This window comes from Streptomyces sp. NBC_00659 (assembly GCF_036226925.1).
Lineage (GTDB): Bacteria > Actinomycetota > Actinomycetes > Streptomycetales > Streptomycetaceae > Streptomyces.
Genome location: NZ_CP109031.1, coordinates 2110078 through 2136185 on the forward strand (window position 1 = coordinate 2110078; position 26108 = coordinate 2136185).

Sequence of the window (26108 nt, forward strand, 5' to 3'; positions counted from 1 at the left end):
GCCCGTTCGCGGCGTGTCGGCGGGTGCCGGGCAAAGGAGCCTGCGGCCAAGCTGTGGCCATGGACGACGACAGCCCGATGATCCGATGGGAGCACCGCACCGAGGTACCGCTGGCGGTCGCGTCTCTGCTGTTCCTCGCCGCCTACGCCGTGCATGTACTGGCGCACGGCCTGTCCGAGGGCGGGCGCGACGCCTGCCTGGCGGTGATCGCGGCCGCCTGGGCGGCGTTCCTCGTCGACTACCTGGTGCTCTGGCGGCTGAGCGGACAGGGTCCGCGGTTCGTCCGGACCCATCTGCTGGACACCGTGGTGCTCGTCCTGCCGCTGCTGCGCCCGTTGCGGGTCGTCAAGCTCTACGACGCCGTACTGCGACGCCGCGGAGAGCCCCGTCTCCCGCTGTACGCACGGGTGATCTTCTACGCGAGCATCGCGGTCCTGCTGCTCGGCTTCTCGGGTTCCCTCGCCGTCTACCAGGCCGAGTACCAGGCGCCGCACGCGACGATCGTCACCTTCGGCGACTCGGTGTGGTGGGCCGCCTCCACCCTTTCGACGGTCGGGTACGGGGACGTGACACCGGTGACCCCTCGGGGCCGCACGATCGCCGTCGCCATGATGGTCTGCGGTCTGGCGCTGCTCGGCGCGGTGACGGGTTCCTTCTCCTCGTGGCTGTTGCAGCTGTTCTCGCGCGAGGGCGACGAGAAGCCCCCGGGAAGCTGAGCTTCCCGGGGGCTTCGGGCTCGGCCGAAGGGGCCGGTCAGATCTGGGCGCGCTCCTCGACGACCTTCGCGATCTTGGCGATGGCCTCGTCGAGCGGGATGCCGTTCTCCTGGGAACCGTCGCGGTAGCGGAAGGAGACGGCACCGGCCGTCATGTCCTCGTCGCCCGCGATGACCATGAAGGGCACCTTCTGCTTCTGCGCGTTGCGGATCTTCTTCTGCATCCGGTCCGAGGACGCGTCCACCTCGACGCGCAGGCCCTTCTTCCTGGCCTCGGCGGCGAACTTCTGGAGGTACTCCACGTGCGCGTCGCCGATCGGGATGCCGATCGCCTGGACGGGCGCCAGCCACGCCGGGAACGCGCCCGCGTAGTGCTCCAGGAGCACGGCGAAGAAGCGCTCGATGGAGCCGAAGAGCGCACGGTGGATCATGACCGGACGCTGCTTGGAGCCGTCGGGGCCGGTGTACTCCAGGTCGAAGCGCTCGGGCAGGTTGAAGTCGAGCTGCACGGTCGACATCTGCCAGGTGCGGCCGATGGCGTCCTTGGCCTGCACCGAGATCTTGGGGCCGTAGAAGGCGGCGCCGCCCGGGTCCGGGACCAGCGGGAGGCCCTGCTTCTCGGCGACCTGGCGCAGCGTCTCGGTGGCCTCTTCCCAGATCTCGTCCGAGCCGACGAACTTCTCCGGGTCCTTGGTGGACAGCTCCAGGTAGAAGTCGGTGAGGCCGTAGTCGCGGAGCAGGTTCAGGACGAAGGTGAGCGTCTTGTCGAGCTCGTCCGCCATCTGCTCCTTGGTGCAGTAGATGTGCGCGTCGTCCTGCGTGAAGCCCCGGGCGCGGGTCAGGCCGTGCACGACGCCCGACTTCTCGTACCGGTACACGGTGCCGAACTCGAACAGGCGCAGCGGCAGTTCACGGTACGAGCGGCCGCGCGCGTCGAAGATCAGGTTGTGCATCGGGCAGTTCATGGGCTTGAGGTAGTAGTCCACGCCCTCGTCGAGCTGCATGGGCGGGTACATGCCGTCGGCGTACCAGTCCAGGTGGCCCGAGGTCTCGAAGAGCTTCCCCTTGGTGGCGTGGGGGGTGTAGACGAACTCGTAGCCCTCCTCCTCGTGCCGGCGGCGCGAGTAGTCCTCCATGACCCGGCGGATGATGCCGCCCTTGGGGTGGAAGACGGCGAGGCCGGAGCCGATCTGGTCCGGGATGGAGAACAGGTCCAGCTCGTTGCCCAGCTTGCGGTGGTCGCGCTTCTCGGCCTCGGCGAGGAAGTCGAGGTGCGCCTTCAGCTCCTCCTTGGAGGGCCAGGCGGTGCCGTAGATGCGCTGGAGCATGGGGTTCTTCTCGCTGCCGCGCCAGTACGCGGCGGCGTTGCGCATCAGCTTGAACGCCGGGATGTTGCGGGTGGTGGGCAGGTGGGGACCGCGGCAGAGGTCCTTCCAGCACAGCTCGCCGGTCTTGGCGTCGAGGTTGTCGTAGATGGTCAGCTCGCCGCCGCCCACCTCGACGTTCGCGCCGTCGTCCGAGGACGCGGAGCCCTTGATGCCGATGAGCTCCAGCTTGTACGGCTCGGCCGCGAGCTCCTCGCGGGCATCCTCGTCGGTGACGACGCGGCGGGAGAAGCGCTGCCCGCGCTTCTGGATCTCCTGCATCTTCTTCTCGACGGCCTTGAGGTCCTCGGGCGTGAAGGGCTTCTCGACGTCGAAGTCGTAGTAGAAGCCGTCCTTGACCGGCGGGCCGATGCCCAGCTTGGCGTCGGGGAAGAGCTCCTGCACGGCCTGGGCCATCACGTGCGCGGTGGAGTGGCGCAGGATGTTCAGGCCGTCCTCGGAGGAGATCTCGACGGGCTCGACCTCCTCGCCGTCCTGCACCTCGTACGCGAGGTCCCTCAGCTCGCCCGCGACACGGGCCGCGACGATGGTGCGGTCGCCGGTGAAGAGGTCGGCGGCCGTAGTCCCCGTCGTCACCACGCGCTCTTCCCGCTCGGAATCGCGTTGGATGATCACACGGACGTCTGACACCGGTCTCTCCTGACTGAAGGGGTGCCACACCACATACGGGATGGCATGGCAATGCCCCGAATCCTACCGAGCCCGGGGTGCCCTCCGCGAAACGGTTGTGGACAGGGCGTCTCGGCCCTCCCCGCGCGCCCCTCGGTCCTCGCCGCAGAACCGCCTCGGTCCTCGCCGCTGAACCGCCTCGGTCCTTGCCGCAGACGTGCCTCGGTCCTCCCCGCCGGACCGCCTCAGTCCTCGCTGCACGCCTCCTCGAAGAAGTCCAGATTCTCCTGGAGCGACTTCATCAGCCGGTCCCGTTCGGCCTCGTCCACCTGGACGGGTACGACACCGGTGGCGTCCGTGAGCCTGCGGAAGCCGCCGCGGCTCTCCAGGCGGCCGTGCACCCGTACCGGCAGCCCCACCAGATGGGCCTGGCCCGCTATCCGGTACGCCTCCTCGTCCAGGGTCATCCGGACGTGCGGGACCTCGGCGCCCGCGATGACCCGCAGCCGTACCGTGCCCGCCCCGCGCGGACCCGACCTGCGCATCCGGACCACGGCACCGGTGAGCCGTACCGGCACGGACGGCTCCTCGCGCAGATAGCGGGCCCCGGCCTCGCGCAGCACGGGCAGGTCGCCGGGCGAGAACTCGACGGGCTCGGCGGGGTTCGCGCCGCCCTCGGGGACGCCCGCGGCCGGTGACCACTCGACGGTGATCCGGGCGCCCTCGGTGCCCCGGACGAGGGCCACCAGGGCTTCCATCAGTTCATGACTGACACCCGCCTCCACGGCCGCGTCGAAGGCGTCCATGCCGCCGGTGGCCCGCTGGTAGTCGATGGCCTCGCGGGCGGCGCACAGCGCCTCGTGCAGGCGTACGGCGAGCGGCCGGCCCGTGGTGACGGGCACGAACGCGGTGAGACCGCGGCCGCCCGGTTCCGCGCCCACCAGGACGTTCTCCAGGGAGGCGGTGGCCGCCCTGCGGTGGCGGGCGCCGTAGTAGCCGGCACGCGCGTGTGCCGCGAGCGCGCCGGCGACCAGGATCTGGCGGGCGGCCCCACGCGTCTGTTCCTCGACGGTCCAGGGCGCCGCGCCCACGGGACCGGTCGGCACGTCCCGCCACCAGCGGATCTCGTCGCTGGGCACGGCGAGGGCGACGAGCACGTCCCGCGCGGCCGGGGAGCCGCTGCGGGAGAGCGCGACGAGTGCCTCGCCGAGGAGGTCGTCGCTGTCGGGGAAGGCCCGGTTCTCCGGCACCAGCAGGCTGGTGCCGCCGCCCCCGGGCCCGGGTGGGGTCCACCGGCCGTACCGCCCGGCGGCTCCCCCGCGGCGCTGCCAGCCGTGCCGCCGCAGCAGCGCGCCGAGCACGGCCGGGTCCACCTGGTCGGGGGCCGGCGGATCGTTCCAGAAGGCTTCGGCGGGGTGGGGCCTGACCGGCCGGAGCGCCTCGTCGATGGGGCGGTGTGTCATGGTCTGCCTCCCGTCCCGACCCTCGCCATGATCTCGCACAGGGCCCGGTCGTCGAAGATCCGGGCCGTCGGGATGCGGACGGTGGTCCGGCGCCGGCCCGTGATGGCGTGTCCGGCGAGGTTGATCCAGTAGCAGCAGTGCCTGAGGTCGAGCCGGTCGTGGCTGGCGCGCAGCCAGTCGTCCTGGGATCTGGGCACGAGCATCACGACCAGGATCTTGTGCACCGAGACCGGGGTGCGCGCGAGCTTCGCCAGGTGCTCGTTGTCGAGCGTGAAGGAGAAGGCGGGCCCCGGGGGGTTGGGCGGGATCTGGTACGTGCACTTGAGCTGCACCTTGATGGTGACTTCGTCGTCGACCGTGTGCCCGGGGGCGCTGTGGCTGACGTGCCAGTCGATGCCGTTGTCGGGAAACGGCTGGGACAGCGAACAGCCCGCGGCCGCCGCGACCGCGTGAAGGTAGCCCACCTGCAAGGTCTCCATGCAGGCGGTGGTGGCGAGTGATCCACGATGGGGTGCCGTCCGCTGGGGCAGCAGCCCGCCCCGTTCGGGCTGCGCGAGTGCCATGAGTCCAACAGCCTTCCAGGCTTGATGTATCCCCGCGACGGGTCGCTGAACTGCAAAGACCCGTACCTCTGTTGTCTCCTTCCGGCGTACGGCGCAAACAGCCCGGGTATCACCAAACGGGCAGAAGACGGTGCGTCAGCTGCCGTGGTTGAACGAGGAGTTGTGTACGTATGACGTGCTGGTACGAAGGCCCTTTGGCCGCGTTCGACACGGAGACCACGGGCGTGGACGTCGAGACCGACAGGATCGTGTCGGCCGCCGTCGTCGTCCAGGACGCCCCGGGTTCCCGTCCGCGGGTGACCCGATGGCTGGTGAACCCGGGAGTGCCGGTGCCCGCGGGGGCGACGGCGGTGCACGGGCTCACGGACGAACATCTGCAGCGCAACGGCCGCTGGCCGTCGCCCGTGATGGAGGAGATAGCGAGAGAACTGAGTGAGCAGGCCGCGGCGGGCCGGCCGCTGGTGGTGATGAACGCCCCGTTCGATCTGACGCTGCTGGACCGGGAGTTGCGCAGGCATCGGGCGTCGTCCCTCGACCGCTGGTTCGAGTCGACGTCGCTGCGCGTGCTGGATCCCCGGGTCCTGGACAAGCATCTGGACCGCTATCGCAAGGGCCGCCGCACCCTGACCGATCTGTGCGCGCACTACGAGGTGGCGCTGGAGGGCGCGCACGACGCGGCGGCCGACGCACTGGCCTCGATGGAGGTCGTCCGAGCGGTGGGGCGGCGTTTCGCGGCCCGTCTCGAGCGGTTGTCGCCGTCCGAGCTGCATACGCTCCAGGCGGTGTGGCACGCGGCACAGGCGCGCGGGCTCCAGGCCTGGTTCGCGCGCAGCGGTACACCGGAGGCGGTCGATCCGGCGTGGCCGCTGCGACCGGACCTGCCGGCGGCGGCCTGACCGGGCACGATGCCGTCGGGCACAACGAAAAAACCGGTCCGTCGATGACGGACCGGTCTTCTCCCGGTGGGCGATACTGGGTTCGAACCAGTGACCTCTTCGGTGTGAACGAAGCGCTCTCCCACTGAGCTAATCGCCCGGGAACGGACTGAACAATACAGGTCCCGGCGGGTGGGGTTCAAACCGCTTCGAGGTGAGCCCGGAGGCCGCGCCGTCCCGCGCGCATCATCAGGGCGTGGTTGGCACGGAAGAACGGGCGTCCCGGCACGGCGAGCCGCCGCAGCAACGGTGTGGTGACGTGCACGTTCTGGTCGTAGCGGGCACGGGTTCCCGGGCCGGCCGCGTCGAGCGTCCAGCGTGCCCAGCCGTCGAGATCGCCCGACATCTCCGTCTCCAGGACACCGGCCGCCGGGTCCCGGCGCGCCTCGTGAGCGGTGATGGTGATGTCGTACGGAAGGACGGAGCGGATCCGGATGACGGCGCTGTGTCCGTCGACGGGGGTCACCTCGCGCACCTGGGGCCACCAGCGCGGGTAGGTCTCGGCCTGTTCCAGGACCGTGTAGACGTCCGCGGGCGGCGCGGGCAGCTCCCACACGGTGTGGAAGCGGTAGTGGGTCCAGTCCATGGACCGAGTGTGCCGACGCGGCGGAGGTACCGGAAGTACCCGCTGGGCATGTCCGCGGATCTGAGTACGGCGTGAGTACGTGCGCTCATGTCCGGGGGCGTGACGCGGACCACACTCCCAACCATGACCCAGATCCCGTCCCCGGCCGAGGAGTTGCGGCTCCTGGACACCGAGTTGCGGCAACTCGACGCCCGCCGGGCCATGTTGCTGACCCGCCGCGCCTGGCTGGTCCACGTGCTCCAGCCGACACCCGTACGGACCGCGCCCCCGGCGCCCGGGGTCCGGCGGCCCGAGACCAGCGCACCCGGGGTGCAGAACGCGCTCCTGCTCCTCGGCGGCATCCTGCTGGCCGTCGCCGCCGTCGCGTTCACCCTGGTCGGCTGGGGGCACCTCGGGATCGCGGGACGGTCGCTGGTGCTCGGCGCGGTGACGCTCGCCGCGCTCGGCGCTCCCGTGCCCCTGCTGCGCCGAGGGCTGCGCTCGACGGCCGAGGCGCTGGCGGGGACCGGCCTCGTACTGACGGTCCTGGACGCGTACGCGCTGTACGCGGTGGCGCTCCCCCGGACGGACGGCGTCGGCTACGCGGCGCTCGCCTCGACGGCGCTGGCCGCCGTCTGGGCGGCGTACGGCATCGCACTGGGCGCGCCGCTCCGGACGGTCGGCCCCGGCGCGCGTGCGTCGCTGCGGCTGCCGCTGCCCGCCGCCGTGGTCGCCGCACAGCTTCCGCTGCTCCTGTGGGCGGTGGCCGCCTCGGCGGGCGCGTACGCCGTCACGGCCGCCCTGCTGGTCACGGCGGCGCTCGACACGGCGCTCGCCCTGCGCCTGCCCGTGCGGTCCGTCCGCGCCGTCGCCGCCGTCGGGGCGTACGGTCTGGGCGGCTGGGGCACCTTCGCGGCCGGCTGGCTGTCCTGGACGTCCGCCGGCCCGGGCGCCGCCGCCCGTGCGGCGGCGCTCCTCCTCCTCGCCGCGTCGATCGCGCTGACGGCGGCGTGGGGCGCCCCGAAGCCGGGCCTCACCACGAACACCGCGACGGGCGTCGCGACGGCCGGCGGACTGATCGGTGTCGTCGCGTTCGGCGGGCTGCTGCGCACGTCCCTGCCGGGCGAGTGGACGGTCCCCGGTCATCTGGCGTGCGCGATCGCCCTGCTGGCCGTCGCCGGAGCGGGTGTCCCCACGCCGGTGCGGCGGGGGATCGCCCTGGCCTCGGGGTGCGTGGGCGCCCTCGCCGTGGCCTGGGCCCTGCCCGTGGTCGTGATCACCCTGCTGGGCCCGGCCGGCCGGGCGGGCTCCGCCTGGTCCGGTGCTCCGGAGAACGCGCGGGACGCGATGACGAACGGCCTGCCCTGGCCCGCGGACGCGGTCACGGCACCGCTCGTGCTCGCGCTCGTCGCCGCCGTCCTGGTGGTGGCCGTCCGCGCCGCCGCCTGGCGTCCGTACGCCCTGGCCTGCGCGCTGACCCTGGCGTGGGCGACGGCCCTCGTCCTTCCGGCGACCCTCGAACTCCCCTACGTGGCCGCGCTGTCGGTCCACGGCATCATCACGGCGGCCCTGCTCGGGTATGCCCGCCGGACCGTCCTCCCGCCGACGGCGCTGGTGCTGGCCCTGGTCACCTCCCTCGGTCTCGCCTTCCTCGCGCTGGCCTCCGAGGGCGCGACCCTGACCGTGCTCGCCGCGCTGACCGTCCTGTTCGCGGCGGCCGCCGTGCGGCCCGGCCAGGGCCCGGTCGCGGCGCCCGCCGCGCTCGGATACGCGTCGGCCCTCGCCTGCGCGGCGGGCGCCTCACTCGGCTTCCAGCCCCAGCACACGGCGCTGCTCGTGCTGGTCGTGCCCGTGGTCGCCGCGCTGCTCGCCGCACGCGCCGAGGACGTGCCGACGACCGTGTCGATCGAGATCACCGGTGCCCTCGCCGGGCTGCTCGCCGTCGGGCTCGCGGTGGCCGAACCGGCGCTGCTGGCCACGGTCCTGGCCCTGTGCGGACTGATCGCCGCGGGTACGGCCGTACGGGAGGACCGGCGCGCCGTCGGATACGCGGCCGCCGCCCTGTTCGTGCTGGCCTCGTGGGTGCGCCTCGCGTCCTGGGACGTCGGCTCCCCGGAGGCGTACACGCTGCCGGTGACCGTGCCGGCACTGCTCCTGGGCGCGTTCAGGCGCCGCTCGGACACCTCGGTGTCGTCGTGGACGGCATACGCGCCGGGCCTGTCCGCGACCCTCGTGCCGAGCCTGTTCTCGGCGTGGGGCGACGGGCAGTGGCCGCGTCCGCTGCTGCTGGGCGCGGCGGCGCTCGCCGTCACCCTGCTGGGTGCCCGGCACCGGCTCCAGGCTCCGCTGGTGCTGGGCGGCGCCGTGCTCGTCCTGGACGCGCTGCACGAACTCGCCCCGTTCATCGTGCAGGTGGTGGACGCGCTGCCCCGCTGGACGCCTCCCGCGCTCGCCGGCCTGCTGCTGCTCGCGCTGGGCGCCACCTACGAGCAGCGGATCCGCGACGCACGGCGGGTGCGGGAGGTACTGGGGAGGATGGGCTAGCGGGCGGTCACCGGGGACCGGTCACGACGGCATCCGGTCCCCGAGGAGCGCCAGGTTCTCGATGGCGGCGAGGCCGTAGAGCGCTGTGTCGTTCGTATAGACCCAATTGGCCTCGCTGCCCGGCACCAGCGTGACCGGTCCGCTCAGCTTCTCCGTCTTCCAGGGCGAGGCCTCGGTGTAGCCGTCGGAGCTGTAGAACTTCGCCCAGGCGCGGGTGGCGAGTTGGGCCTCGCCGGTCTGCACGGCGGCGTACGCGTCGAGGCGTGAATGGCCCTGGAAGAGCAGCAGGGTGCCGAAGTTGGTGCCGTAGCGGGCCGCCTGTTCGGTCTTGGTGGCGTTGAAGTAGCGGCAGTAGTCGAGGTAGGCCTCCTTGAAGGCGGGCATGTCGACGAGATCGATGAGTTCGGCGCACAGTTCGTTCAGGCCGAAGACCGCGGACAGGTGCGAGACGCCGACCACCGGCTCGGCGGCGACGGCGAACCGGCCGGTGTCGAGGTCGTACAGGCCGGTGCCCTGGACGAATCCGTTGGGCTGCGCGGCGATGGTCTCCATCGTCGACAGCACGCGCGCCCTGGCCTTCTCCCACTTGGGGCCCTTGCGCTCCCATTCGGTCAGCCACGCCGAGACGAGCCCGCTCCAGTCCGTACCGAAGCCGATCGACAGGGCGTGCCGGTCGGGTGTGTAGGGCTCGGTGCGGATCTTGCGGATCGGGTCGAGGACGAGGAAGGTCTCGTCGGAGTCGACGTTCGCGTGCATGAGGTCGCCGACGCGTTCGTCGGCGGTGAGGAAGTAGTAGTAGCGCCGGTAGGTGGTGTTGGCGATGCGCTGCTGTTTGGCACTGTCGGCGTAGTGCTGCACGCCGTGCCGGGTGCCGAGGCCCGCCCACTGGCCGAGGTGGTAGACGTCGACCTCGCCGGTGTGCCGGGTCATCGCCTCGGCGAAGCGGAAGATGTCCGCGCGGCCGCTGCGCAGGTACGCGAACCACAGCCAGAGGTCCGGCGACAGCTCGGAGTTGTCCCAGGCGTAGCCGCCGACGTCGTAACGCCACTGGTGTCTGACCGGGTCGTAGGAGTGCATGATGTCGCCGTAGTCCCAGAAGCCGTACCAACGGCGCATCTCCACCTGGTCCTTGTAGTAGGTGAAGAGGAAGTCGAGGTGGTCCTCGATCTTCGCCTTGGCGGGGGTGGACCGGTCGGGCTCCGAGTAGAGACCGGGGCCGAAGACCTGCGCCTCGATCAGCTGCCTGGGCGGGGTGGCGAGCTGCGGCAGCACGCGTACGGCGTCGACCTGTTCGGCGAGCTTCTCGGGCGTGGGGGTCGACTCGTTGGCCCAGAAGAGCAGTTCGGAGGTGCGGGCGATGCCGTAGGGGGTGCCGAAGCACGGCTCGTAGTCCTCATAGGTGATGTTGAGGCCTTCGAGCTGTTCGGCGTACGTGTCCTGGCCCATGCCGTCGTGGTAGAAGCGCAGGTCCATGGGCTGTGCCTCGGGCGACCAGAGCCAGAGGGTGACCTCGGCCTCGTCGGTGTGGGCGTCGCGGATGTCGAGCTGGGCGGGGAACTTCTCCCAGAAGTCCCGCAGCCCGAAGGAGAATCCGCCGCTCGGCCCGCCGACGTATCCGAATCCGGAGGCGCGCCGGCCACCGCCCGCGGCGATCCAGCCGTGGCCCTTCTTGGTGCGCTTGCGCAGGGTGAAGCCGTCGGCCGAGAGCTGGGAGAGGGTGTAGTCGCCCCACTCGGGGATGTACTGGAGCCGGGTGGTGACCCGCTGGTCCCAGGTGGACGGGTCGGCGAGCCTCTCGCCGGCGAACTGGGCCGCCTGGACGGCCGCTCCGGGGTCGCGGCGCAGCCCGGTGACCCCCTTGACCGCCTCGCGCAGCAGACCGGTGCCGTCTCCGCCGATCCGGATGTGCCGGTCGTAGGCGGCGTCCCGCATCGGCACGGTGAAGCGGACGCCGAGCCCGCCCACGAAGTCGCCGCTGCTCTTCCCGGGTTCCTGCTTCCCGTCGAAGGTGATCGTGTGCACCATGCGGAAGGAGTCGGCGCCCGCGTAGAAGTAGAGGCGGACCGAGAAGGGCAGCCAACTACGGTCGCCCTTGCGGTGTTTGCCGTCGATGCGGACGACGGCCCGCACCGGGCCGTCCTGTTCGACCTCGGTCGCGGAGATCACGCTCTCGAAGCGCTCGGACTTCGCGGTGCCCTGGTCCTCGTCCTCGATCTCCGGCCGGCGGATGAGGACCAGGCGGCCGTTCCTGGCGATCTCGGTCGTACCGCGGGTCACGGACTTGACCAGTGCCGAGCCACTCCTGCCGATCTTCGCGGTGATGACCCCGGTCGAGACGGTGACGGTGCCTCCGCTCGTGTCGACGGTGACCTTCCGCTCCGGCGCGGCGGGTTCCCCCGCGGTCAGCGTGAGCTTCCCGGCGTCCGAACTCACCGCGTGGGCGGTCCACTTGAGGGAGCCGTCCGGCCAGTAGGCGATCGGCCAGGACTGCACGGGTACGGCGTTGCCGTCGGCATCCGCCAGCGCGAACGTCTGGTCCTGCCGGTAGGTCCCCCTCGGCCAGGGCACGCCGACGGTGGAGCCGGGGGCGGCGCCGAGGCCACCGTCCTCCAGCCAGTCGAGGCTGACGGGATCCGGGTCGGCGGCCTCGGCTCCGGAAGCGGCCTGCGCGTTCGTGGTTCCGAGGGCCCAGCTGAACTGCGCGGCGGCACCGGCGACGGCGGCCGCCTTGAGAAGGGACCTGCGAGGGATGGGCGACATGGCCTTTCCTCTCCTTACGGGATAGTCAGGGGCATGACAGTCTTGAGGGCGCGGCGGAACAGGGCCGGGCGCTCGGCGCTCCGGCCCGCTGGAGTGCGCGCTCAGCGGCGCCGCCGGCGCTCCTCGACGGCGACGGCCGCCGCGGCCAGGGCCCCCAGGACGGGAACCGCCAACGGCGCGACGAGCAGAGCGGAGCAGACCACCACGGCCAGCCCGCCGACGAGCAGGAACGACCCGGCGGGATCGAGCACGGTCCGGCGTCCGGCGTCCGCGAGCAGCCCGCGCCAGGCCGCTCCCGGCTCCCAGACAGCGGCCGCGCGCAGTCCGGCGACGACTCCCCCGATCAGCGCGAGGATCCCGACGGCCCCGACGAGCGGACCTCCGGGGATTCCGGCACGTACGGCCTGGACGTCCACCCGGACCGCCGCCGCCCCGGCCCATCCGGCGATTCCGACGAGCCAGCCGCCGCGTGCGGCCGCCCGGAAGTCGGCCACGAACTCCCGCCGCCCGCCTCCCTCATGAGCCGTGCGCCGGCGCAGATGCCGCGCTCCGGCCGCGAACGCGGCGGGAACGGTCACGAGGGGCAGCGAGGCCACCGCGATCCACACACCTGTCAGCAGACACTCCGCGAAGACGGCGAACCTCTCGGCGAGAACGGACTCCCGGGGCGCCCGGCGGGCCCGCGCCCGGGCGCGGGCCTTCGGCTGAGTGACCGTCATGTCAGCCCTTCAGCCCCGAGGTCGCCATGCCGTCGATCAGATAGCGCTGGAAGGCGAGGAAGAAGAGGAGCACGGGCAGCAGCGCCACCAGCGACATCGCGATCATGCCGCCGTAGTTGGCGACCCCCTCCTGGTCGCGGAACATCATCATGCCGAGCGAGACCGTGTACTTGCCGGGCTCGTTGAGGTAGATCAGCGGGCCCATGAAGTCGTTCCAGGCGTTGATGAAGGTGAAGATGGCGCTGGTGATGAGGGCCGGGCGGCACAGCGGCAGCACGATCGACCAGTAGATCCGCAGGTGCCCGCAGCCGTCGAGCCGCGCCGCCTCGTCCAGTTCGCGCGGCAGGTTCCGCATGAACTGCACCATGAGGAAGACGAAGAACGCCTCGGTGGCCAGGTACTTGCCGATCAGCAGCGGCACATAGGTGTTGATCAGCCCCGCCTTCTGGAACATCACGTACTGCGGAATGAGCAGCACGTGATACGGCAGCAGGAGCGTGCCGATCATCAGCGAGAACAGCACGTTCCGCCCGGCGAACCGGATCCTGGCGAAGGCGTACGCGGTCAGCGAGCAGGAGATCAGGATGCCGGCGACGGAACCGAGCGCGTAGAAGAGGGAGTTCTGGAAGAAGGTGGCGATCGAGATGTCGGCGATCCCGTCGGCGAGCCCCCTGAAGTTGGCCAGGATCGGACCGGCCGGGAACAGTTCCAGGCTGCCGATGATCTCGCGGCTGGGTTTGAAGGAGGCGCCGAGCACCCAGAGCACGGGGTAGAGGACGACCGCGAGGATCAGCAGGGCCCCGATGTGCCAGCCGAGGGAGGCGGCGCGCTTGCGTCCGGACCTCCCGGGGTTTCCCGAGGCGGTCGCGGCCCCGGAGCCGATCGCCTTGCCGGTGATACTGCTCATCGGGCGTCCTCCTCGTAGTGCACCCAGCGCTTCTGCGACCAGAAGAGGACGGCCGTCACCAGTGCGACGGCGAGCAGCAGCATCCAGGCCATGGCGGAGGCGAAGCCCATCTGGGACTCCCTGAATCCCTTCTGGTAGAGGTAGCAGGTGTAGACGAGCGTGGCGTCGGCCGGACCGCAGGTGGTGTTGGAGACCACGTACGCCGAACCGAAGATCTGGAACGAGTGGATCGTCTCCAGGAGCACGTTGAAGAACAGCACCGGGGACAGCATCGGCAGCGTGATGCTCCAGAATCGGCGCAGTGGTCCGGCGCCGTCCACCTCGGCCGCCTCGTACAACTCCTTCGGCACCTGCTTGAGCCCGGCCAGGAAGATGACCATGGGGGCGCCGAACTGCCAGACGGTGAGTGCCACCAGGCTGTAGAGAACCCGTTCCGGGTCGCCGACCCAGCCTCCGGAGGAGAAGCCGAGGAAGGACTGCGTACGGTCCACGACGGCGTCGTCGGAGAACAGCGCGCGCCAGACGAAGCCGACCGAGACGCTCGCGCCGATCAGCGACGGGGCGTAGAACGCGGCCCGGTAGAAGGCCTGGCCGCGGCGGCTCTGGGCGAGGAGCAGCGCCACCCCGAGCGCCAGCAGCAGTTTGAGCGGCGTACCGATGACGACGTACTTGGCCGTCACCTCGACGGACTTCTGCCACCGGGGGTCGTCGAACATGGTGGTGAAGTTGTCGAAGCCGATCCACCGCGGTGCGTCGAACAGGTTGTAGTCGGTGAAGGCGAAGTAGAGGGAGGCGGCCATCGGGCCCGCGGTCAGGAGCAGGAAGCCCGCGATCCAGGGCGACATGAAGAGATAGCCGGCGAGATTGTCCCCGCTCCGCCGGCGCTTGGCGGCGCCGGGTGCCTCGGGGCGTCTTTGTGCCGCGTCGGGCGGAGAGTCCTTGACGAGCGTCACTGCGGTTCCCATCAGACGGCGAGGGCGGTCTTCGCCTCGGAGAAGAACTGCTTCACCGCGTCGGAGACCTTGGTGGTGCCCTGCGACATGTCACCGCCTATGCGCAGGAAGGCGGATTCGACGGTGTCGGCGCCTGCCGGATGCGGGGTGATGGTGCCCAGTACCCCGGCCGCGGCGACGTCCTGCTCGTACTGCGCGATGGCCTTGCTGGGGGCGTCGGCGGGCTGGAACGCGTCGAACTGCTCGGTGGTGGCGAGAATTCCGCGGTCGTAACCCATGATCTTTCCGACCTCGGGATCGTGGACCATGAAATCGATGAACTGGGCCACTTCTTTGGGGTGCTTGGTGCGCGCGGACGCGCTGAGCATCAGCGAGGCGAGGTACTGGCCGGTCTGCTTGCCGTCGGTCGTCGGGATCGGCGCCAGACCGTAACTGCTGTCACCCTCGGCCGTATAGCGCACCGTGAAGTTGTCCCACGTGAACTCGGAGGCCGCGTGGCCCGCCGAGAGGGAGGACTTGGGCTTGTCCTGTTCGACCCGCTTGGGATCGGTGACGATGCCGGCCTTCACACGGCTGTAGCCGTCGGTCCACCACTCCGTCAGGTCGGCCTCGTCGAAACCGAGTCCGTCCGCGGTGAAGAACGCCTTGCCGTTCTGCCGGAGGTAGAGGTCGTACAGGTACATGATGCTGAAGTAGCCCGTGTCGCCCGCGACCTTCTGCGTGTCGTGAATCTTCTTGAGCGCGGCGAAGTACTCGTCCCAGGTCCAGCCCTGCTTCGGCTTGATACCGGCCTTCTCGAACACCTTCTCGTCGATGACAAGTGACATGGTGTTGGATCCGACGGGAATTCCGAGCTGCTTTCCGTCGACCTGGCCGACCTTCTCCACGCCGGCACGGAAGCCTTTCAGGCTGAGATTTCCGGCGTCCATCTGGGACTTGAGGTCGAGCAGGATCCCTCGCTTGTCGTACTTCCGCAGAAATCCGACGGCGTTCTGGAATACGTCCGGCGGATTTCCGCCGGCGGCCTGGGTCTGGAACTTCTCCCAGAAGGCCACATAATCCTGGAAGTCCGTCTGCACCTTGATCTTCGGATACTTCTTCTCGAAGAGCGCGATGGACTGGTTGATCCGCTTCGCCCGCTCGTCCGCACCCCACCAGGCGTAACGGATCGTCACCGTCCCGTCCCCGGCGCCGCTTCCGCTCCCACCGCAGCCCGTCGTCGCCGCCAGCCCCAGCGCGGCCACCGAAGCCCCGGCCGCCTTGAGCACCGTCCGCCTCTCGACACTCCCGTTGTTCCCCACTGCCGGGCCTCCCCGCAACGTCGACGCCGCCTGCATGAATCGTTTCAAGTAAGCGCTTGCTGGCACAAGTTACGGAGGCACTCGGGGCGCGTCAATGATTCGGACAGGAATTGATGTGCGGCGGTCGGATCCCGTCGCGGCGGCCGCCGCACCCCTTCCGGGGCACTCGCACGGGAGTACGCAGGTCGGGCCCGCGCGGTCGGCCGGCCGAACATCCCGTGGACGACAGGACGGCTTGGCGGCGCGGCCGAAAACGTACTGCCGCGAGGGGTGCTGACGGGGTGTCGGCGGCCCCGACGGAAACGGAGCGTGAGCTTGCGGCAACGCTGCCGGGACCCCGCCTCCCGCCCCCGGGTACAGCCGCAGCCCGCTTTCACCCTCTCTCCACCCACCCGACCCGCGCGTGCAGCTCCGCCCGGCACCGGCGCTCACCCCCTGGGGCTCCGCCCCGGACCCCGCTCCTCAAACGCCGGAGGGGCTGATTTTTCCCCCGCACCCGAGGACGCGCCCAAGGCGCTGGAATGCACGCACCTGTAGTCGGCAGGGCGCCGGGATGCACCCGTCGGAACCACGACGCACCCGCAGTCGGGAGCGCACGGGAGGGGCCGTGCCGGTACATCACATGCCCGTCGCTTACGTCCGGATCGAGCAGCGGTTCGCTCCCGGACCCACGTCTGATCCAACGGCGACGGGCGGATGTACCGGCACGGCCCCGACCCACCCACCGAACCGGACCGAGACCCGCAGACGCCGGCGCAGCGAACCCGCAGCCCCCGGCAACACGAAAACGGCCCCGGTCCACGGTGTCGTGGACTGGAGCCGTCTTTCCTACGTGTGGGCGATACTGGGTTCGAACCAGTGACCTCTTCGGTGTGAACGAAGCGCTCTCCCGCTGAGCTAATCGCCCGGGCGCAGGGAGAACATTACCCCATGTCAGGGGGTGGCTTCGACCAGCCGAGACGGCCCGGACGGCGTCCGGGCCGTCCGCGTCATTCGGAGATGCTCCACGGCATCACGAAGCCGAACTTCCAGAGGTACACACCCACCAGGACGGCGACGATCACGAGGCCGATCGAGGTGAGGATGATGTTGCGACGCCGGACCCTGGGGTCGAGCGCCCGCTGCGTAGCTTCCGTGACCTTGCGCTTCGTCCAGCGAAGCACCAGCTGGGCCCAGACGAACTCGGTCGCCCAGATCGCCATGCCACCGAAGATCACCAGCCAGCCGGGCCCCGGCAGCGGAAGCATGATCACGCCCGCGGCCACCACCGCGAGCCCGACGACGAAGACACCCACCTGCCAGCTCACGTGCAGCGCCCGGCGAGCCTTGATGAATTGAGGCGCCCGTGAACCGAGCGCTCGCTCATTGTTCGCCTCGTCGCCCGCCGTGGCGACCTCGCCCGACTCGTCACTCCCCGTATTCATACGACCAAACCCTACCCGAGAGAAACCAGTCACCGGAATGGCCCTATCCGGAGAACGCGCCCTCGGCCGGATGAGTTACATAAAGACAGGCAAAACCCTCAGAGGGGTTTACAACGGCACCGTAGGTGGCATGTCGATTTCGCCGACGTGCGAATCCCCGAGCGCACACTGAGCGAAAGGCCCTGGCGCTTATGAACACCACGGTCAGCTGCGAGCTGCACCTGCGCCTCGTTGTGTCGAGCGAGTCCTCACTGCCTGTACCCGCAGGACTGCGGTATGACACGGCCGATCCCTATGCCGTGCACGCCACCTTCCACACCGGAGCCGAGGAAACCGTCGAGTGGGTGTTCGCCCGCGACCTCCTCGCCGAGGGCCTCCACCGGCCCACCGGTACCGGCGACGTCCGAGTCTGGCCGTCCCGGAGCCACGGCCAGGGTGTCGTATGCATCGCCCTGAGCTCTCCGGAGGGTGAAGCCCTGCTCGAAGCCCCAGCGCGGGCCCTGGAGTCATTCCTGAAGCGAACGGACGCAGCCGTGCCGCCCGGCACGGAACACCGGCACTTCGATCTCGACACGGAGCTCTCACACATCCTGGCCGAGAGCTGACGCGTCACCACAGAGCCGCCCGGCGCCGTCCACTCGGGGAGACGGCTCGGGCTCAGACAACCGCATAGGGAAGGCGCCGGCGTCGGCACCGCGGAAGGTTCGCGGTGGCGGCGCCGCTGCGCGTCCACCGGCACGGGCTCCCCGCTCTCGCACCCAACGCCCCCACGCCCGTCTCGGCCGCGCCGGGAAGCCACTACCATCGGCCAGCATCGGGCGGGCGCCCTCGCCCGACCCCCAGGCCAGGGAGCGAAACGTGCTGATCACCCACGACACCCGGTGCGCACTCGACGCCGTGGTGGATCTGGTGAACACCGCGCCGGAGGACGAGACGGCAGACGGGCTCGCCGATGTGCCGTCCCTCGCCGATTTCGTACGAAAGCACGACATCAGCGATGTCGGGGTGCTGTCGGAGCGGGATCTGGCGGCCGTACGGGACGTTCGCGGCCTGTTCGCCGGGATCTTCGCCGCCGATGATCCACGGACCGCCGCCTCACTCATCAACGAACTGGTCGCGGCCGCCGGCACCACGCCCCGGCTGACGGACCACGACGGCTATGACTGGCATGTCCACTACTTCGCGCCGGGCGCCTCGGTCGCCGACCATCTCGCGGCCGACTGCGGGATGGCGCTGGCCTTCTTCGTGGTCGCCGGAGAGCAGGACCGGCTGCGCCGCTGCGAGGCCCCGGACTGCCGGCGGGCCTTCGTCGATCTCTCCCGCAACCGCTCCCGCCGCTACTGCGACAGCCGCACCTGCGGGAACCGGCTTCACGTGGCCGCCTACCGGGCACGCCGCAAGGAAGCCGCGGGCTGAGCGGCTCGCACCACGGGGAGGGGTCCGGCTCCTGGCCGGACCGACGGAGCCCTCGGCGGGTGACGCCAGGGGCTCCGTGTACAGCTCAGAGCAGCAGCAGGTCGTGCAGCGAAGCCATGAGCAGCAGACAGCCGATCACCGCAAGGAAGATCATCAGCGGCGGCTGGGAGAGCGCGAAGAGACAACCGCGCCGCTCCTCGGGCGGAGCAGCGGTGTCGCTCGTTGTTGTGTCCAGCATCTCGCGGGCGATGATGACGCAGAGGGCGCCTGCTTCGCGATCAACACGCCCGGAATACACGGGAGTTCGCTGGATGATGTGACAGGCGCGCTCGAACGTGAACGGTTCCGCGCGTTCCCTGTGTCACGCATGTGATCTTGTGTCGCTTCTGCCGGTCATATGCCGTGCTTCTTCAGAATCGCCTCGATGTCACTGAAGTCGTCCCCGGAGCCCTTCGCCCCCGGTGTCGCCGCAGGCCGGGTGGCGGGAGGTGCGCCCTGGCCCAGCGACGGGGCCGAAGCCGCGGGAGCCGCCGCCTCGCGCCGGGCCGCTGCCTTCGCCGCCCTGCGTTCCTTCCGGGTCCCGCCGCCGCGTCGCTCCACGGCACGGGTGATCATGAACAGCGCCCAGGCGCCGCCGAGCACCACGAAGCCGGCCCAGGCGGTCGGGCTGAACGCGGTGTCGGCCAGCCAGCCGACCACTCCGGTCATGACCAGGCCGATCGGCACCAGGGAGTAGGCGGCGATCCGGGCGGCCGCCAGGAAACGCTTGCGGTAGGCCGTCACCGCGGCGATGCCCAGGCCGGCGACGGAGACTGCGGAGCAGACGGTCTCTGCGATCATTCCGGTCCTCCAGGCAGGGTTCGGTGCGACATGTTCCCCATCCCTTCCATCCTGCACCGCCCCATGCCCGGTATGCCACGGTCCGGGCAGACCTCAGGGACATCTCGGGGTCACCGTCCCCCTCAGGTCCCGGTGCGGCCTCCCCCTCATGGGACTGGGAGACTGGATCCCATGAACGACTTCTCCGGCTCCTCCGCCACGCACCCGGCCCCCGTCGTCCTGGACGTCTGGTGCGAGCTGCAGTGCCCCGACTGCCGTGACGCTCTCGCCGACCTGCGCGCGCTGCGCGCCCGCTACGGCGACCGCCTGGAGCTGCGGCTGCGGCACTTCCCCCTGGAGAAGCACAAGCACGCCTTCGCCGCGGCGCAGGCCGCCGAGGAGGCCGCCGAGCAGGGGGACGCCTGGCCGTACATCGAGGCCGTGCTCGGTCGCGTCGAGGAGCTGGACCGCAAGGACGGCGAAGCCTTCCTGGTCGAGGTCGCACGGGAACTCGGCCTGGACGCCGAGGAGTTCGACACGGCCCTGATCGACGGCCGGCACATCCTGATCGTCGACGCGGACCAGGCCGAGGGCAAGGCGATCGGCGTCACCGGCACCCCGACGTACGTCATCGGCGGTGAGCGCCTGGACGGCGGCAAGAGCCAGGAGGGACTGCGCGAGCGGATCGAGGAGATCGCCGACCGGCTGCTCGCCGAACAGGCCTGACACCCGGGGAAGAGTCCTGCCCCGCTCGGCCCGGCCGGCAACGCGCCGCGCCGCGGCACCACCTGATCCGAACGACGGACCCTAGAGCAGCGTCTTGTACAGGTGGTACTCCGTCGTCTCGTAGCCGAGCGACTCGTAGAGCCGCTCGGCCGGGGTGTTTCCCGCGAAGACGTTGAGGACGATGCGGTTCAGTCCGGCGCCGGTCGCGCGGGCCTCGGCGAGCCGCATGAGCGTACGGCCGTGTCCGCGGCCGCGCTGGTCGGCGCGTACCAGGACGTCGTAGACGAAGGCGTGTCCGCTCCGGCGCCCCAGCCACAGATCGCCCACCGGGACGCCCTCGTGCTCCAGGACGCTCAGCCACATGTTCGCGGTGTCCGGGCCCTGCGGCAGCGCGCCGCCGAAGTCGCGGTCCGCCTTGGCGAGCGCCTCGGCCTCCGGCACACCGCGCCGGATCCAGTCCTCGGCGTAGTCCCGCCTGCCCGCCCGGTCCCAGATCTCGTACTCGTCCCGCGTCATGGGACGGTCGGCGCTGCCCGGGGGGAGTACGACCGCGGGGCCGTCGAGCGCCTTCGCCATGATGCGGTTGCGCAGGACGTAACCGAGCGCTCTGGTGAGCTCCAGGGCCGCGGCGGCTTCTCCGGGCACGGTCACCGCGATCTGCCGGCAGCCCCACCCCCGGGCGACCTCCTCCGCCGCCAGCGCGGCCACGGTGCCCCGGCCCCGGCCCCGGTCCGGCTCGTCGATGCGAAGCTCGTGGATCCTGGCCGCGGGCGGTCCCGAGCCGGGTTCCGTGGCCAGGTGTACCCGGCCGACGGGACGGCTGTTCACGCACACCCGGTAGCGGCGTGAGAGGGTCCCGTCGGCGGCGCGGTGGAGCGGCTCGGTCGGCCGCAGGGTCGTGGTCATCAGGGGTGTTGTACCCGCTGACGCACGCGTCGTCAGCCGAATTACCGGGCGGTCGTCAGCCGAATTGCCGGGCGGCCTGAGGCCGGTGGCCCCGAAACGGCCGGTCAGGGATCGAGGTCGTCCCCGGCCCGCTCGTCGAAGACGCGCATCGCCTTGGCGGTCACCGGGCCCGGTGCGCCCGGCAGTTCACGGGTGTCGACGCGGTGCACGGCCTGCACATCGCGCAGCGTCGACGTCAGGAAGATCTCGTCGGCGCGCTCCAGGACGTCCAGCGGCAGGTCGGTCTCCTTGGCGCCGGTCCATTCGACCGTGAGGGCACGGGTGATGCCGGCGAGGCAGCCGGAGGCGACCGGCGGGGTGTGGATCTCGCCGTCGAGGACGACGAAGACGTTCGACCCGGTGCCTTCGCAGAGTTGGCCCACCGTGTTGGCGAACAGCGCCTCGGACGCGCCGTGTTCACGCGCGCGGGCCAGGGCGACGACGTTCTCGGCGTACGAGGTGGTCTTGAGGCCGGTCAGGGCACCGCGCTCGTTGCGGGTCCAGGGAACGGTGACGACGGCCGTGGAGTCGGGGCGCGGGGCCGAGCCGCCGAGCGCGACGACGAGGGTCGGACCGTGCTCTCCGCGGTCGGAGCCGAGCGGGCCGTGACCGCCGGTGTAGGTGATGCGGAGCCGGCCGAGCGGCATCGGATTGGCGTCGAGGACCGCGGCGCAGGCGCGGCGCACCTCGTCGGCGTCGGGCTCGGGCAGACCGAGGCCGCGCGCCGAGCGGGCCAGCCGGTCGAGGTGGCGGGTCAGCGCGAAGGGCCGGCCGTCGACGGCCTTCACGGTCTCGAAGATGCCGTCACCCACGGTCAGTCCGTGGTCGAAGACGGAGACGCGGGCGGCCTCGATGTCCTGGAGCCCGCCGTCGAGCCAAAGCTTCACTGGTCTACCTCGCATGTGAATGTGCCGGACGTCTCGTCCGGCACGGCGTTTCCGGCCCCGGTCCCCCGCGCCGCCCCCGAGAACCGGGTCAGTCGGTGAGGGTCCCGTCACCCGCGTCGTACGTTCCCGACGCTACCGCGAGCAGCCGGGACGCCTTCAGCTCGGTCTCCCGCCACTCCCCCTCGGGGTCGGACCCCCAGGTGATGCCGGCCCCCGTGCCGAAGCGCAGGACGCCGTCGGCACGGTCGATCCAGAACGTACGGATGCCCACGGCCAGCTCGCCGGTGCCGCGGTCGGCGTCGACCCAGCCGATACCTCCGCAGTACGGGCCGCGCGGCGCGGTCTCCAGGGCGTCGATGATCCGCAGGGCGCTGGACTTGGGCGCGCCGGTGACGGAACCGGGCGGGAAGGCGGCGGACAGGAGTCCGGGCCAGCCGACGCCCTCGCGCAGTTCGCCGCCGACGGTGGAGACGAGGTGCACGAGCCCCGGGTGCTTCTCGACGACGCACAGGTCGGGCACGGTCACGGTGCCGGTGGCGCAGACCTGGCCGATGTCGTTGCGGACGAGGTCCACGATCATCACGTTCTCGGCGTAGTCCTTGTCCAGGAGATCCGCCTCGGTACGTCCGGTGCCTTTGATGGGGCCCGACTCGACGGAGCGGCCCGCGCGGCGCACGAAGAGTTCCGGGGAGGCGGTGGCTATCTCGACACCGTGGTCCGGCAGCCGAATCGTTCCCGCGTACGGTGCCGGGTTGCCGCGGGCCAGCAGAGCGGTCAGCGCGTCGACGTCGGCGTCGGCCGGGACGGGCGCGGAGAGCACGCGGCAGAGGTTCGCCTGATAGACCTCGCCGGCCGCGATGTGCTCCCGGATCCGCCGGACACCGGCGGTGTACGCGGCGCGGTCGAGGGACGACGTCCAGTCACCGGCCGCCGGGCCGTGCCAACGTCCGGGCACCGGCGCGGGCACCGGCTCCTCTCGTACGTCGCGGAAGCGGGCGCAGGTCAGCCGCCCTTCGAAGTCGGCCGAGACGGCCCAGAAGCCGGACGAGTCCAGGGCCGCGGGATCGCTGGTGACATCGAGGAGACCGGTTGCTACGAGGCCGCCGAAGCGGGCGAGAGGAGGCAGATCGAGCACGCAGACGAGTCTAGGGCGGGTGTCCCGCGGGTGCCCTGACCGTGTCCTCGGGCGGACAGACCGCAGCACGCTGCACAAACGCGTTTTTGTGCTGGCCCGGGAATCCGCTAGAGTTCAACTCGTCGCCGGGACGCGCAAGCGAAACGGAAACGACAAGCGGACGTAGCTCAGTTGGTAGAGCGCAACCTTGCCAAGGTTGAGGTCGCCAGTTCGAACCTGGTCGTCCGCTCGCAGGAAGTGGGGGATCTTCCCGAACCCGCACTCCTGGTGGAGTGGCCGAGAGGCGAGGCAACGGCCTGCAAAGCCGTCTACACGGGTTCAAATCCCGTCTCCACCTCCAAGGACGATTAGCTCAGCGGGAGAGCGCTTCCCTGACACGGAAGAGGTCACTGGTTCAATCCCAGTATCGTCCACTGGTCCGCAAGGATCCCCGCGCGATTAGCTCAGCGGGAGAGCGCTTCCCTGACACGGAAGAGGTCACTGGTTCAATCCCAGTATCGCGCACGCAGCATCAGCAGCAAACGTGGCTCAGGTCGCGTGACCTGCGCGATTAGCTCAGCGGGAGAGCGCTTCCCTGACACGGAAGAGGTCACTGGTTCAATCCCAGTATCGCGCACAAGCAAGCCCCCGGTCGTCTCGACGACCGGGGGCTTCGTCGTTCCCCGGCCTGCCTGCCGGACCTGTGACCCGACCCACGGGGGCCTGGACACGCCGAAGGGGCCCCTCCGTTCGGAAGAGGCCCCTTCGGGTGGCTCAGGACGAGAAGAGCATGTGGCCGAAGCTCTTGTGGCGCTGGTGGCCGCCGTGACCGCCGTAGTGGCCTCCGTGACCGCCGCCGTGCTGCGGGGCGCCCCACGCGGGAGCCGGAGCGGACGGGTACGCCTGCGGGGCGCCCTGGGGCGGCGCCGCGGGCTGGGACCACTGCGACTCCACGCGGGTCAGGGCCTCCAGCTCGCCGTAGTCGAGGAATATCCCTCGGCAGCCGCTGCACTGCTCGATCTGGACGCCATTGCGGTTGTACGTGTGCATCTGCGCATGGCATTTCGGACACTGCATGCTCGGCTCAACTCCTCGCCGGTCGGTACTGCTTCCGCCAGGACAGACACCGCCCGGCTTCGGTCGGTTGCAGCCTACGTCGCGAAACCTCGGGTCAACTCGGGCGGGATGGCACTCATCCGGTCACAGGCGTCGACCACGGCCCGCTGCACCTCGTCCAACGGCCGTTCCGCGGCTGCGGATTTGGCGACCGCGAGGGCCGCGGTCTGCACGGTGAGGGCGCGGGCCGCGACGTCCAGGGCGGGCCACGGATCGCCGTCGGCGGGCACGGCGGGGCCGCCGGCGTCCCGGTAGGCGGCCAGGAAGCGGAACCACTCGTCGGGCGGCAGCAGCCCGCAGGCGTACCAGGCTGCGGGGCGGGCCAGGTCCCAGGCCGGCGTGCCGACGCCCAGGTCGTCGACGTCGATGAGAAGCCAGGGACCGTCCGGCGCGGGGTGGCGTACGAGCTGGCCGAGGTGCAGGTCGCCGTGGCACAGGGTCGTGGCGTCCGGCATCGGGGCCTCGGCCCGCGCCCAGCCGGGCAGGGCGGCCCAGGCCCGCAGGACCGGGGCTGCGGCCGGGTGCGGGCCGGCCGCGCGCATCCGGGCCATCGCGCGGACGGCCTTGACGGGCCCCCGCATGGGCGGCAGCCCGTCCGGGGCGGGAGCCCGGTGCAGCCGGGCCAGCAGGGTCGCCGCCGCCTCCCAGGGGGCCGCCTCCGGGGTGTCGGGATCGACGGGAGCGCCGTACGGCCAGAGGGTCACCCGGCGGCCGAGGAGGCCGGCGGGGACCGGGTCCGACGGCGGCAGGAGGATGCCGGGGAGGCGCGTGGCCGCGGCGACACGGCGGGCGAGCGCGCGGGGTTCCGTGTCCGGGGCGTGGGCCTTGGCGACGATGCCGCCGTGACGGACCACGGTGCCGTCGTCACGGTCCGCGAGGAGTGTGTCCTCGGCGCCGCAGGAGCAGGCTCCGCGGGGGCCGGGCACAGCCGCCGGGTGGGCCGCGCCGCGCGCCGCGGCGGCGAGCGCGGACACCAGGCTGGGTACGGTCACGGATCCCCCTGTGCTGGACGACGTGCCGGTACGACCCTGACGCCGAGGGCGCCCGCCGGTCAGGACGCCTGCCGGCGAGAGTACGCACCCAAGGCCGACGCCCGGCACCCGGCACCCGGCACCCGCGACAGCACGGCCCCCGGTCACCCATCACCGCACCTGTCCCGGATCCCGGGGCGGGGACGGGTGCCGAACCACCCCTGCGCCCAGCCCGCCAGCCGGACACCCCCTCGCCGCACGGCCCGGCACGAAGCGAGTCCAGGAGCGGAGGGTCCGCCGTGAGGCTCCCGGCCTCACGGCGGACCTTTGCCCAGGCCCCGCTGCCCAGCGCCGGGCAGCGGGCACCGGGCAGCAGGCAGCGGGCACAAAGAGATGCCCGCGCAGCTCCCCAGCTGCGCGGGCATCTTCCTGCCGTCCGCCGCACCCCCGTCCCCACGGGGTTTCATGGCCGGATGTCCCCGCCCGGACCGCTCTTCCGGGCCTGGGGCGCCGCTCAGCGCCCCAGCATCACGCCCACGGACGACGCCTGTGTGACCACCGCGTCCCAGCCGCCGAAGACGACCACGAGCAGGGCCGCCAGGGGAAGGACCATCGCTGTCGCCACCAAGGGGTGGCGCTGACCCTGGCGGGTGCCGAACGCGGCGGTGAACGCCTTGCGTCCCTGCGTGCGGAGCTCTGTCCGCGGTGCCATGTGGGCCATGGTCCCTCTCCTGACCGAGATTCTGTTGTGCCTGGCAGCGGCGGGTGTCTGACCTCGGGGGACGAGTGCTGCACCCGCCGCTTGACCTCAAATCTAGGCGCGCGACGACGTCGGGTCGTCATGCCCTCGTACCGATTGCCGGGCCTCCCGGAGGATGAGCCATGACCTGCCGAGTACTACCGTGGGTGGAGACGCGGACCCAGGTCTCAGGGTCTTCCCGGAGGGGACGTCCGATGTGCCCTACTGTTCCGAACTGTCCTCCCGGGGAACCGGCTGCTCCACGAGCGCCAGCACCCGAGTCGCCATGAAGCGGGCGGTCCGTACCACTGTTCCGTTTCGAGTGACTTCGCTCACTTCTACGACACCTCGGCGCACCGCCGTCTCCACCCGGCGACCCGCCCTGCTCGCCACCACCTCGTACGTACGCGTCGTGTCCCCTGCGTCCACGACTATCTCCACGCGGTCACCCCTCACGGGCTCAATCCCCCTTCAGCGATGGATGGTTGGGATCAAGAGCAGGCCAAAGAGGCGCTGTTCGCACGCTCCCTGA

General features: G+C 70.9%; 25 protein-coding genes and 7 tRNA genes. 11 read left to right on the top strand and 21 right to left on the bottom strand.

Features of this window, described 5'->3' with window-relative positions:
* The first annotated feature begins 59 nt into the window (after window positions 1–59).
* A complete protein-coding gene (locus OG410_RS09020) occupies window positions 60–716 on the top strand; it encodes a potassium channel family protein (RefSeq protein ID WP_329298636.1) in 657 nt (218 codons plus the stop codon).
* 37 nt (window positions 717–753) lie between these two features.
* On the opposite strand, the gene thrS is transcribed toward OG410_RS09020, so the two are convergent.
* The 3 genes from thrS to OG410_RS09035 form a co-directional block, all read right to left on the bottom strand.
* Window positions 754–2730 carry a threonine--tRNA ligase gene (gene thrS / locus OG410_RS09025; protein ID WP_329298637.1) on the bottom strand — a complete coding sequence of 659 codons (1977 nt, stop codon included), beginning with the start codon at window positions 2728–2730 and terminating at the stop codon, window positions 754–756.
* Window positions 2731–2954: 224 nt separating this feature from the next.
* Complete coding sequence (locus OG410_RS09030; RefSeq protein ID WP_329298638.1) at window positions 2955–4172, bottom strand: hypothetical protein; 1218 nt, start codon at window positions 4170–4172, stop codon at window positions 2955–2957.
* Window positions 4169–4735 carry a DUF4365 domain-containing protein gene (locus tag OG410_RS09035; RefSeq protein WP_328454474.1) on the bottom strand — a complete coding sequence of 189 codons (567 nt, stop codon included), beginning with the start codon at window positions 4733–4735 and terminating at the stop codon, window positions 4169–4171. Before OG410_RS09035 ends, OG410_RS09030 begins: the two co-directional genes overlap by 4 nt.
* Window positions 4736–4905: 170 nt before the next feature.
* Between OG410_RS09035 and OG410_RS09040 the strand changes: the two genes are divergently transcribed.
* Window positions 4906–5631, top strand: a complete 726-nt coding sequence (locus OG410_RS09040; RefSeq protein WP_329298639.1) for a 3'-5' exonuclease — start codon at window positions 4906–4908, stop codon at window positions 5629–5631.
* Window positions 5632–5698: 67 nt separating this feature from the next.
* Here the strand turns inward: OG410_RS09040 and OG410_RS09045 are convergent.
* Together OG410_RS09045 and OG410_RS09050 are read right to left on the bottom strand one after the other, a co-directional pair.
* Window positions 5699–5770 (bottom strand) — tRNA-Val (locus OG410_RS09045).
* Window positions 5771–5809: 39 nt separating this feature from the next.
* A complete protein-coding gene (locus OG410_RS09050; protein WP_329298640.1) occupies window positions 5810–6256 on the bottom strand; it encodes an SRPBCC family protein in 447 nt (148 codons plus the stop codon).
* Window positions 6257–6343: 87 nt separating this feature from the next.
* Between OG410_RS09050 and OG410_RS09055 the strand changes: the two genes are divergently transcribed.
* Complete coding sequence (locus OG410_RS09055) at window positions 6344–8779, top strand: SCO7613 C-terminal domain-containing membrane protein (RefSeq protein WP_329298641.1); 2436 nt, start codon at window positions 6344–6346, stop codon at window positions 8777–8779.
* Between the two features lie 21 nt (window positions 8780–8800).
* Here the strand turns inward: OG410_RS09055 and OG410_RS09060 are convergent, their stop codons facing one another.
* The 7 genes from OG410_RS09060 to OG410_RS09090 all read right to left on the bottom strand — a co-directional run bounded on the left by OG410_RS09060 (window position 8801) and on the right by OG410_RS09090 (window position 16843).
* A complete protein-coding gene (locus OG410_RS09060; RefSeq protein ID WP_329298642.1) occupies window positions 8801–11539 on the bottom strand; it encodes an exo-rhamnogalacturonan lyase family protein in 2739 nt (912 codons plus the stop codon).
* Window positions 11540–11640: 101 nt separating this feature from the next.
* Window positions 11641–12258, bottom strand: a complete 618-nt coding sequence (locus OG410_RS09065; protein WP_329298643.1) for a hypothetical protein — start codon at window positions 12256–12258, stop codon at window positions 11641–11643.
* 1 nt (window position 12259) lies between these two features.
* Window positions 12260–13165 carry a carbohydrate ABC transporter permease gene (locus OG410_RS09070; RefSeq protein ID WP_329298644.1) on the bottom strand — a complete coding sequence of 302 codons (906 nt, stop codon included), beginning with the start codon at window positions 13163–13165 and terminating at the stop codon, window positions 12260–12262.
* Entirely contained in the window at window positions 13162–14130 is a 969-nt protein-coding gene (locus OG410_RS09075; protein ID WP_443063729.1) for a carbohydrate ABC transporter permease, read from the bottom strand. Before OG410_RS09075 ends, OG410_RS09070 begins: the two co-directional genes overlap by 4 nt.
* Window positions 14130–15419, bottom strand: coding sequence for an ABC transporter substrate-binding protein (locus tag OG410_RS09080; protein ID WP_329298645.1), 1290 nt, complete (start codon window positions 15417–15419; stop codon window positions 14130–14132). Before OG410_RS09080 ends, OG410_RS09075 begins: the two co-directional genes overlap by 1 nt.
* An 835-nt stretch (window positions 15420–16254) precedes the next feature.
* Window positions 16255–16326 (bottom strand) — tRNA-Val (locus tag OG410_RS09085).
* 82 nt (window positions 16327–16408) lie between these two features.
* Window positions 16409–16843 (bottom strand): TIGR02611 family protein, encoded by a 435-nt coding sequence (locus OG410_RS09090; RefSeq protein ID WP_329298646.1) that lies wholly within the window; start codon window positions 16841–16843, stop codon window positions 16409–16411.
* A 191-nt stretch (window positions 16844–17034) separates the two neighbouring features.
* Here OG410_RS09090 and OG410_RS09095 point away from each other — a divergent pair, with 191 nt between their 5' ends.
* Together OG410_RS09095 and OG410_RS09100 are read left to right on the top strand one after the other, a co-directional pair.
* Window positions 17035–17448: an SsgA family sporulation/cell division regulator gene (locus OG410_RS09095; RefSeq protein WP_003959770.1), complete on the top strand. Its 414-nt coding sequence runs from the start codon at window positions 17035–17037 to the stop codon at window positions 17446–17448.
* A gap of 253 nt (window positions 17449–17701) precedes the next feature.
* Window positions 17702–18259, top strand: a complete 558-nt coding sequence (locus OG410_RS09100; protein ID WP_329298647.1) for a CGNR zinc finger domain-containing protein — start codon at window positions 17702–17704, stop codon at window positions 18257–18259.
* 85 nt (window positions 18260–18344) lie between these two features.
* Here OG410_RS09100 and OG410_RS09105 read toward each other — a convergent pair whose 3' ends face one another.
* Both OG410_RS09105 and OG410_RS09110 read right to left on the bottom strand, forming a co-directional pair.
* The gene (locus tag OG410_RS09105; protein ID WP_167455603.1) at window positions 18345–18497 is read right to left on the bottom strand and encodes a hypothetical protein; all 153 of its coding nucleotides are present in this window, start codon (window positions 18495–18497) and stop codon (window positions 18345–18347) included.
* A gap of 155 nt (window positions 18498–18652) precedes the next feature.
* Window positions 18653–19099: a hypothetical protein gene (locus tag OG410_RS09110; protein ID WP_329298648.1), complete on the bottom strand. Its 447-nt coding sequence runs from the start codon at window positions 19097–19099 to the stop codon at window positions 18653–18655.
* A gap of 171 nt (window positions 19100–19270) precedes the next feature.
* On the opposite strand from OG410_RS09110, the gene OG410_RS09115 reads away from it, so the two are divergent.
* Window positions 19271–19804, top strand: a complete 534-nt coding sequence (locus tag OG410_RS09115) for a DsbA family protein (protein ID WP_329298649.1) — start codon at window positions 19271–19273, stop codon at window positions 19802–19804.
* 81 nt (window positions 19805–19885) lie between these two features.
* On the opposite strand, the gene OG410_RS09120 is transcribed toward OG410_RS09115, so the two are convergent.
* The 3 genes from OG410_RS09120 to OG410_RS09130 all read right to left on the bottom strand — a co-directional run bounded on the left by OG410_RS09120 (window position 19886) and on the right by OG410_RS09130 (window position 22771).
* The gene (locus OG410_RS09120) at window positions 19886–20710 is read right to left on the bottom strand and encodes a GNAT family N-acetyltransferase (RefSeq protein WP_329298650.1); all 825 of its coding nucleotides are present in this window, start codon (window positions 20708–20710) and stop codon (window positions 19886–19888) included.
* A 104-nt stretch (window positions 20711–20814) separates the two neighbouring features.
* Window positions 20815–21636, bottom strand: a complete 822-nt coding sequence (locus OG410_RS09125) for an aminotransferase class IV (protein ID WP_329298651.1) — start codon at window positions 21634–21636, stop codon at window positions 20815–20817.
* A gap of 88 nt (window positions 21637–21724) precedes the next feature.
* Entirely contained in the window at window positions 21725–22771 is a 1047-nt protein-coding gene (locus OG410_RS09130; RefSeq protein ID WP_329298652.1) for a chorismate-binding protein, read from the bottom strand.
* A gap of 156 nt (window positions 22772–22927) precedes the next feature.
* On the opposite strand from OG410_RS09130, the gene OG410_RS09135 reads away from it, so the two are divergent.
* The 5 genes from OG410_RS09135 to OG410_RS09155 all read left to right on the top strand — a co-directional run bounded on the left by OG410_RS09135 (window position 22928) and on the right by OG410_RS09155 (window position 23387).
* Window positions 22928–23000, top strand: a tRNA-Gly gene (locus OG410_RS09135).
* Window positions 23001–23037: 37 nt separating this feature from the next.
* Window positions 23038–23111, top strand: a tRNA-Cys gene (locus OG410_RS09140).
* Window position 23112: 1 nt separating this feature from the next.
* A tRNA-Val gene (locus OG410_RS09145) sits at window positions 23113–23184 on the top strand.
* A gap of 19 nt (window positions 23185–23203) precedes the next feature.
* Window positions 23204–23275, top strand: a tRNA-Val gene (locus tag OG410_RS09150).
* 40 nt (window positions 23276–23315) lie between these two features.
* A tRNA-Val gene (locus tag OG410_RS09155) sits at window positions 23316–23387 on the top strand.
* Between the two features lie 137 nt (window positions 23388–23524).
* Here the strand turns inward: OG410_RS09155 and OG410_RS09160 are convergent.
* The 4 genes from OG410_RS09160 to OG410_RS09175 all read right to left on the bottom strand — a co-directional run bounded on the left by OG410_RS09160 (window position 23525) and on the right by OG410_RS09175 (window position 26032).
* A complete protein-coding gene (locus tag OG410_RS09160; RefSeq protein ID WP_329298653.1) occupies window positions 23525–23827 on the bottom strand; it encodes a TFIIB-type zinc ribbon-containing protein in 303 nt (100 codons plus the stop codon).
* Between the two features lie 74 nt (window positions 23828–23901).
* A complete protein-coding gene (locus OG410_RS09165; RefSeq protein WP_329298654.1) occupies window positions 23902–24858 on the bottom strand; it encodes a phosphotransferase family protein in 957 nt (318 codons plus the stop codon).
* 493 nt (window positions 24859–25351) lie between these two features.
* A complete protein-coding gene (locus OG410_RS09170) occupies window positions 25352–25558 on the bottom strand; it encodes a hypothetical protein (protein WP_328454440.1) in 207 nt (68 codons plus the stop codon).
* Window positions 25559–25798: 240 nt separating this feature from the next.
* Window positions 25799–26032: a hypothetical protein gene (locus tag OG410_RS09175; RefSeq protein WP_326788867.1), complete on the bottom strand. Its 234-nt coding sequence runs from the start codon at window positions 26030–26032 to the stop codon at window positions 25799–25801.
* Window positions 26033–26108: the final 76 nt, after the last annotated feature.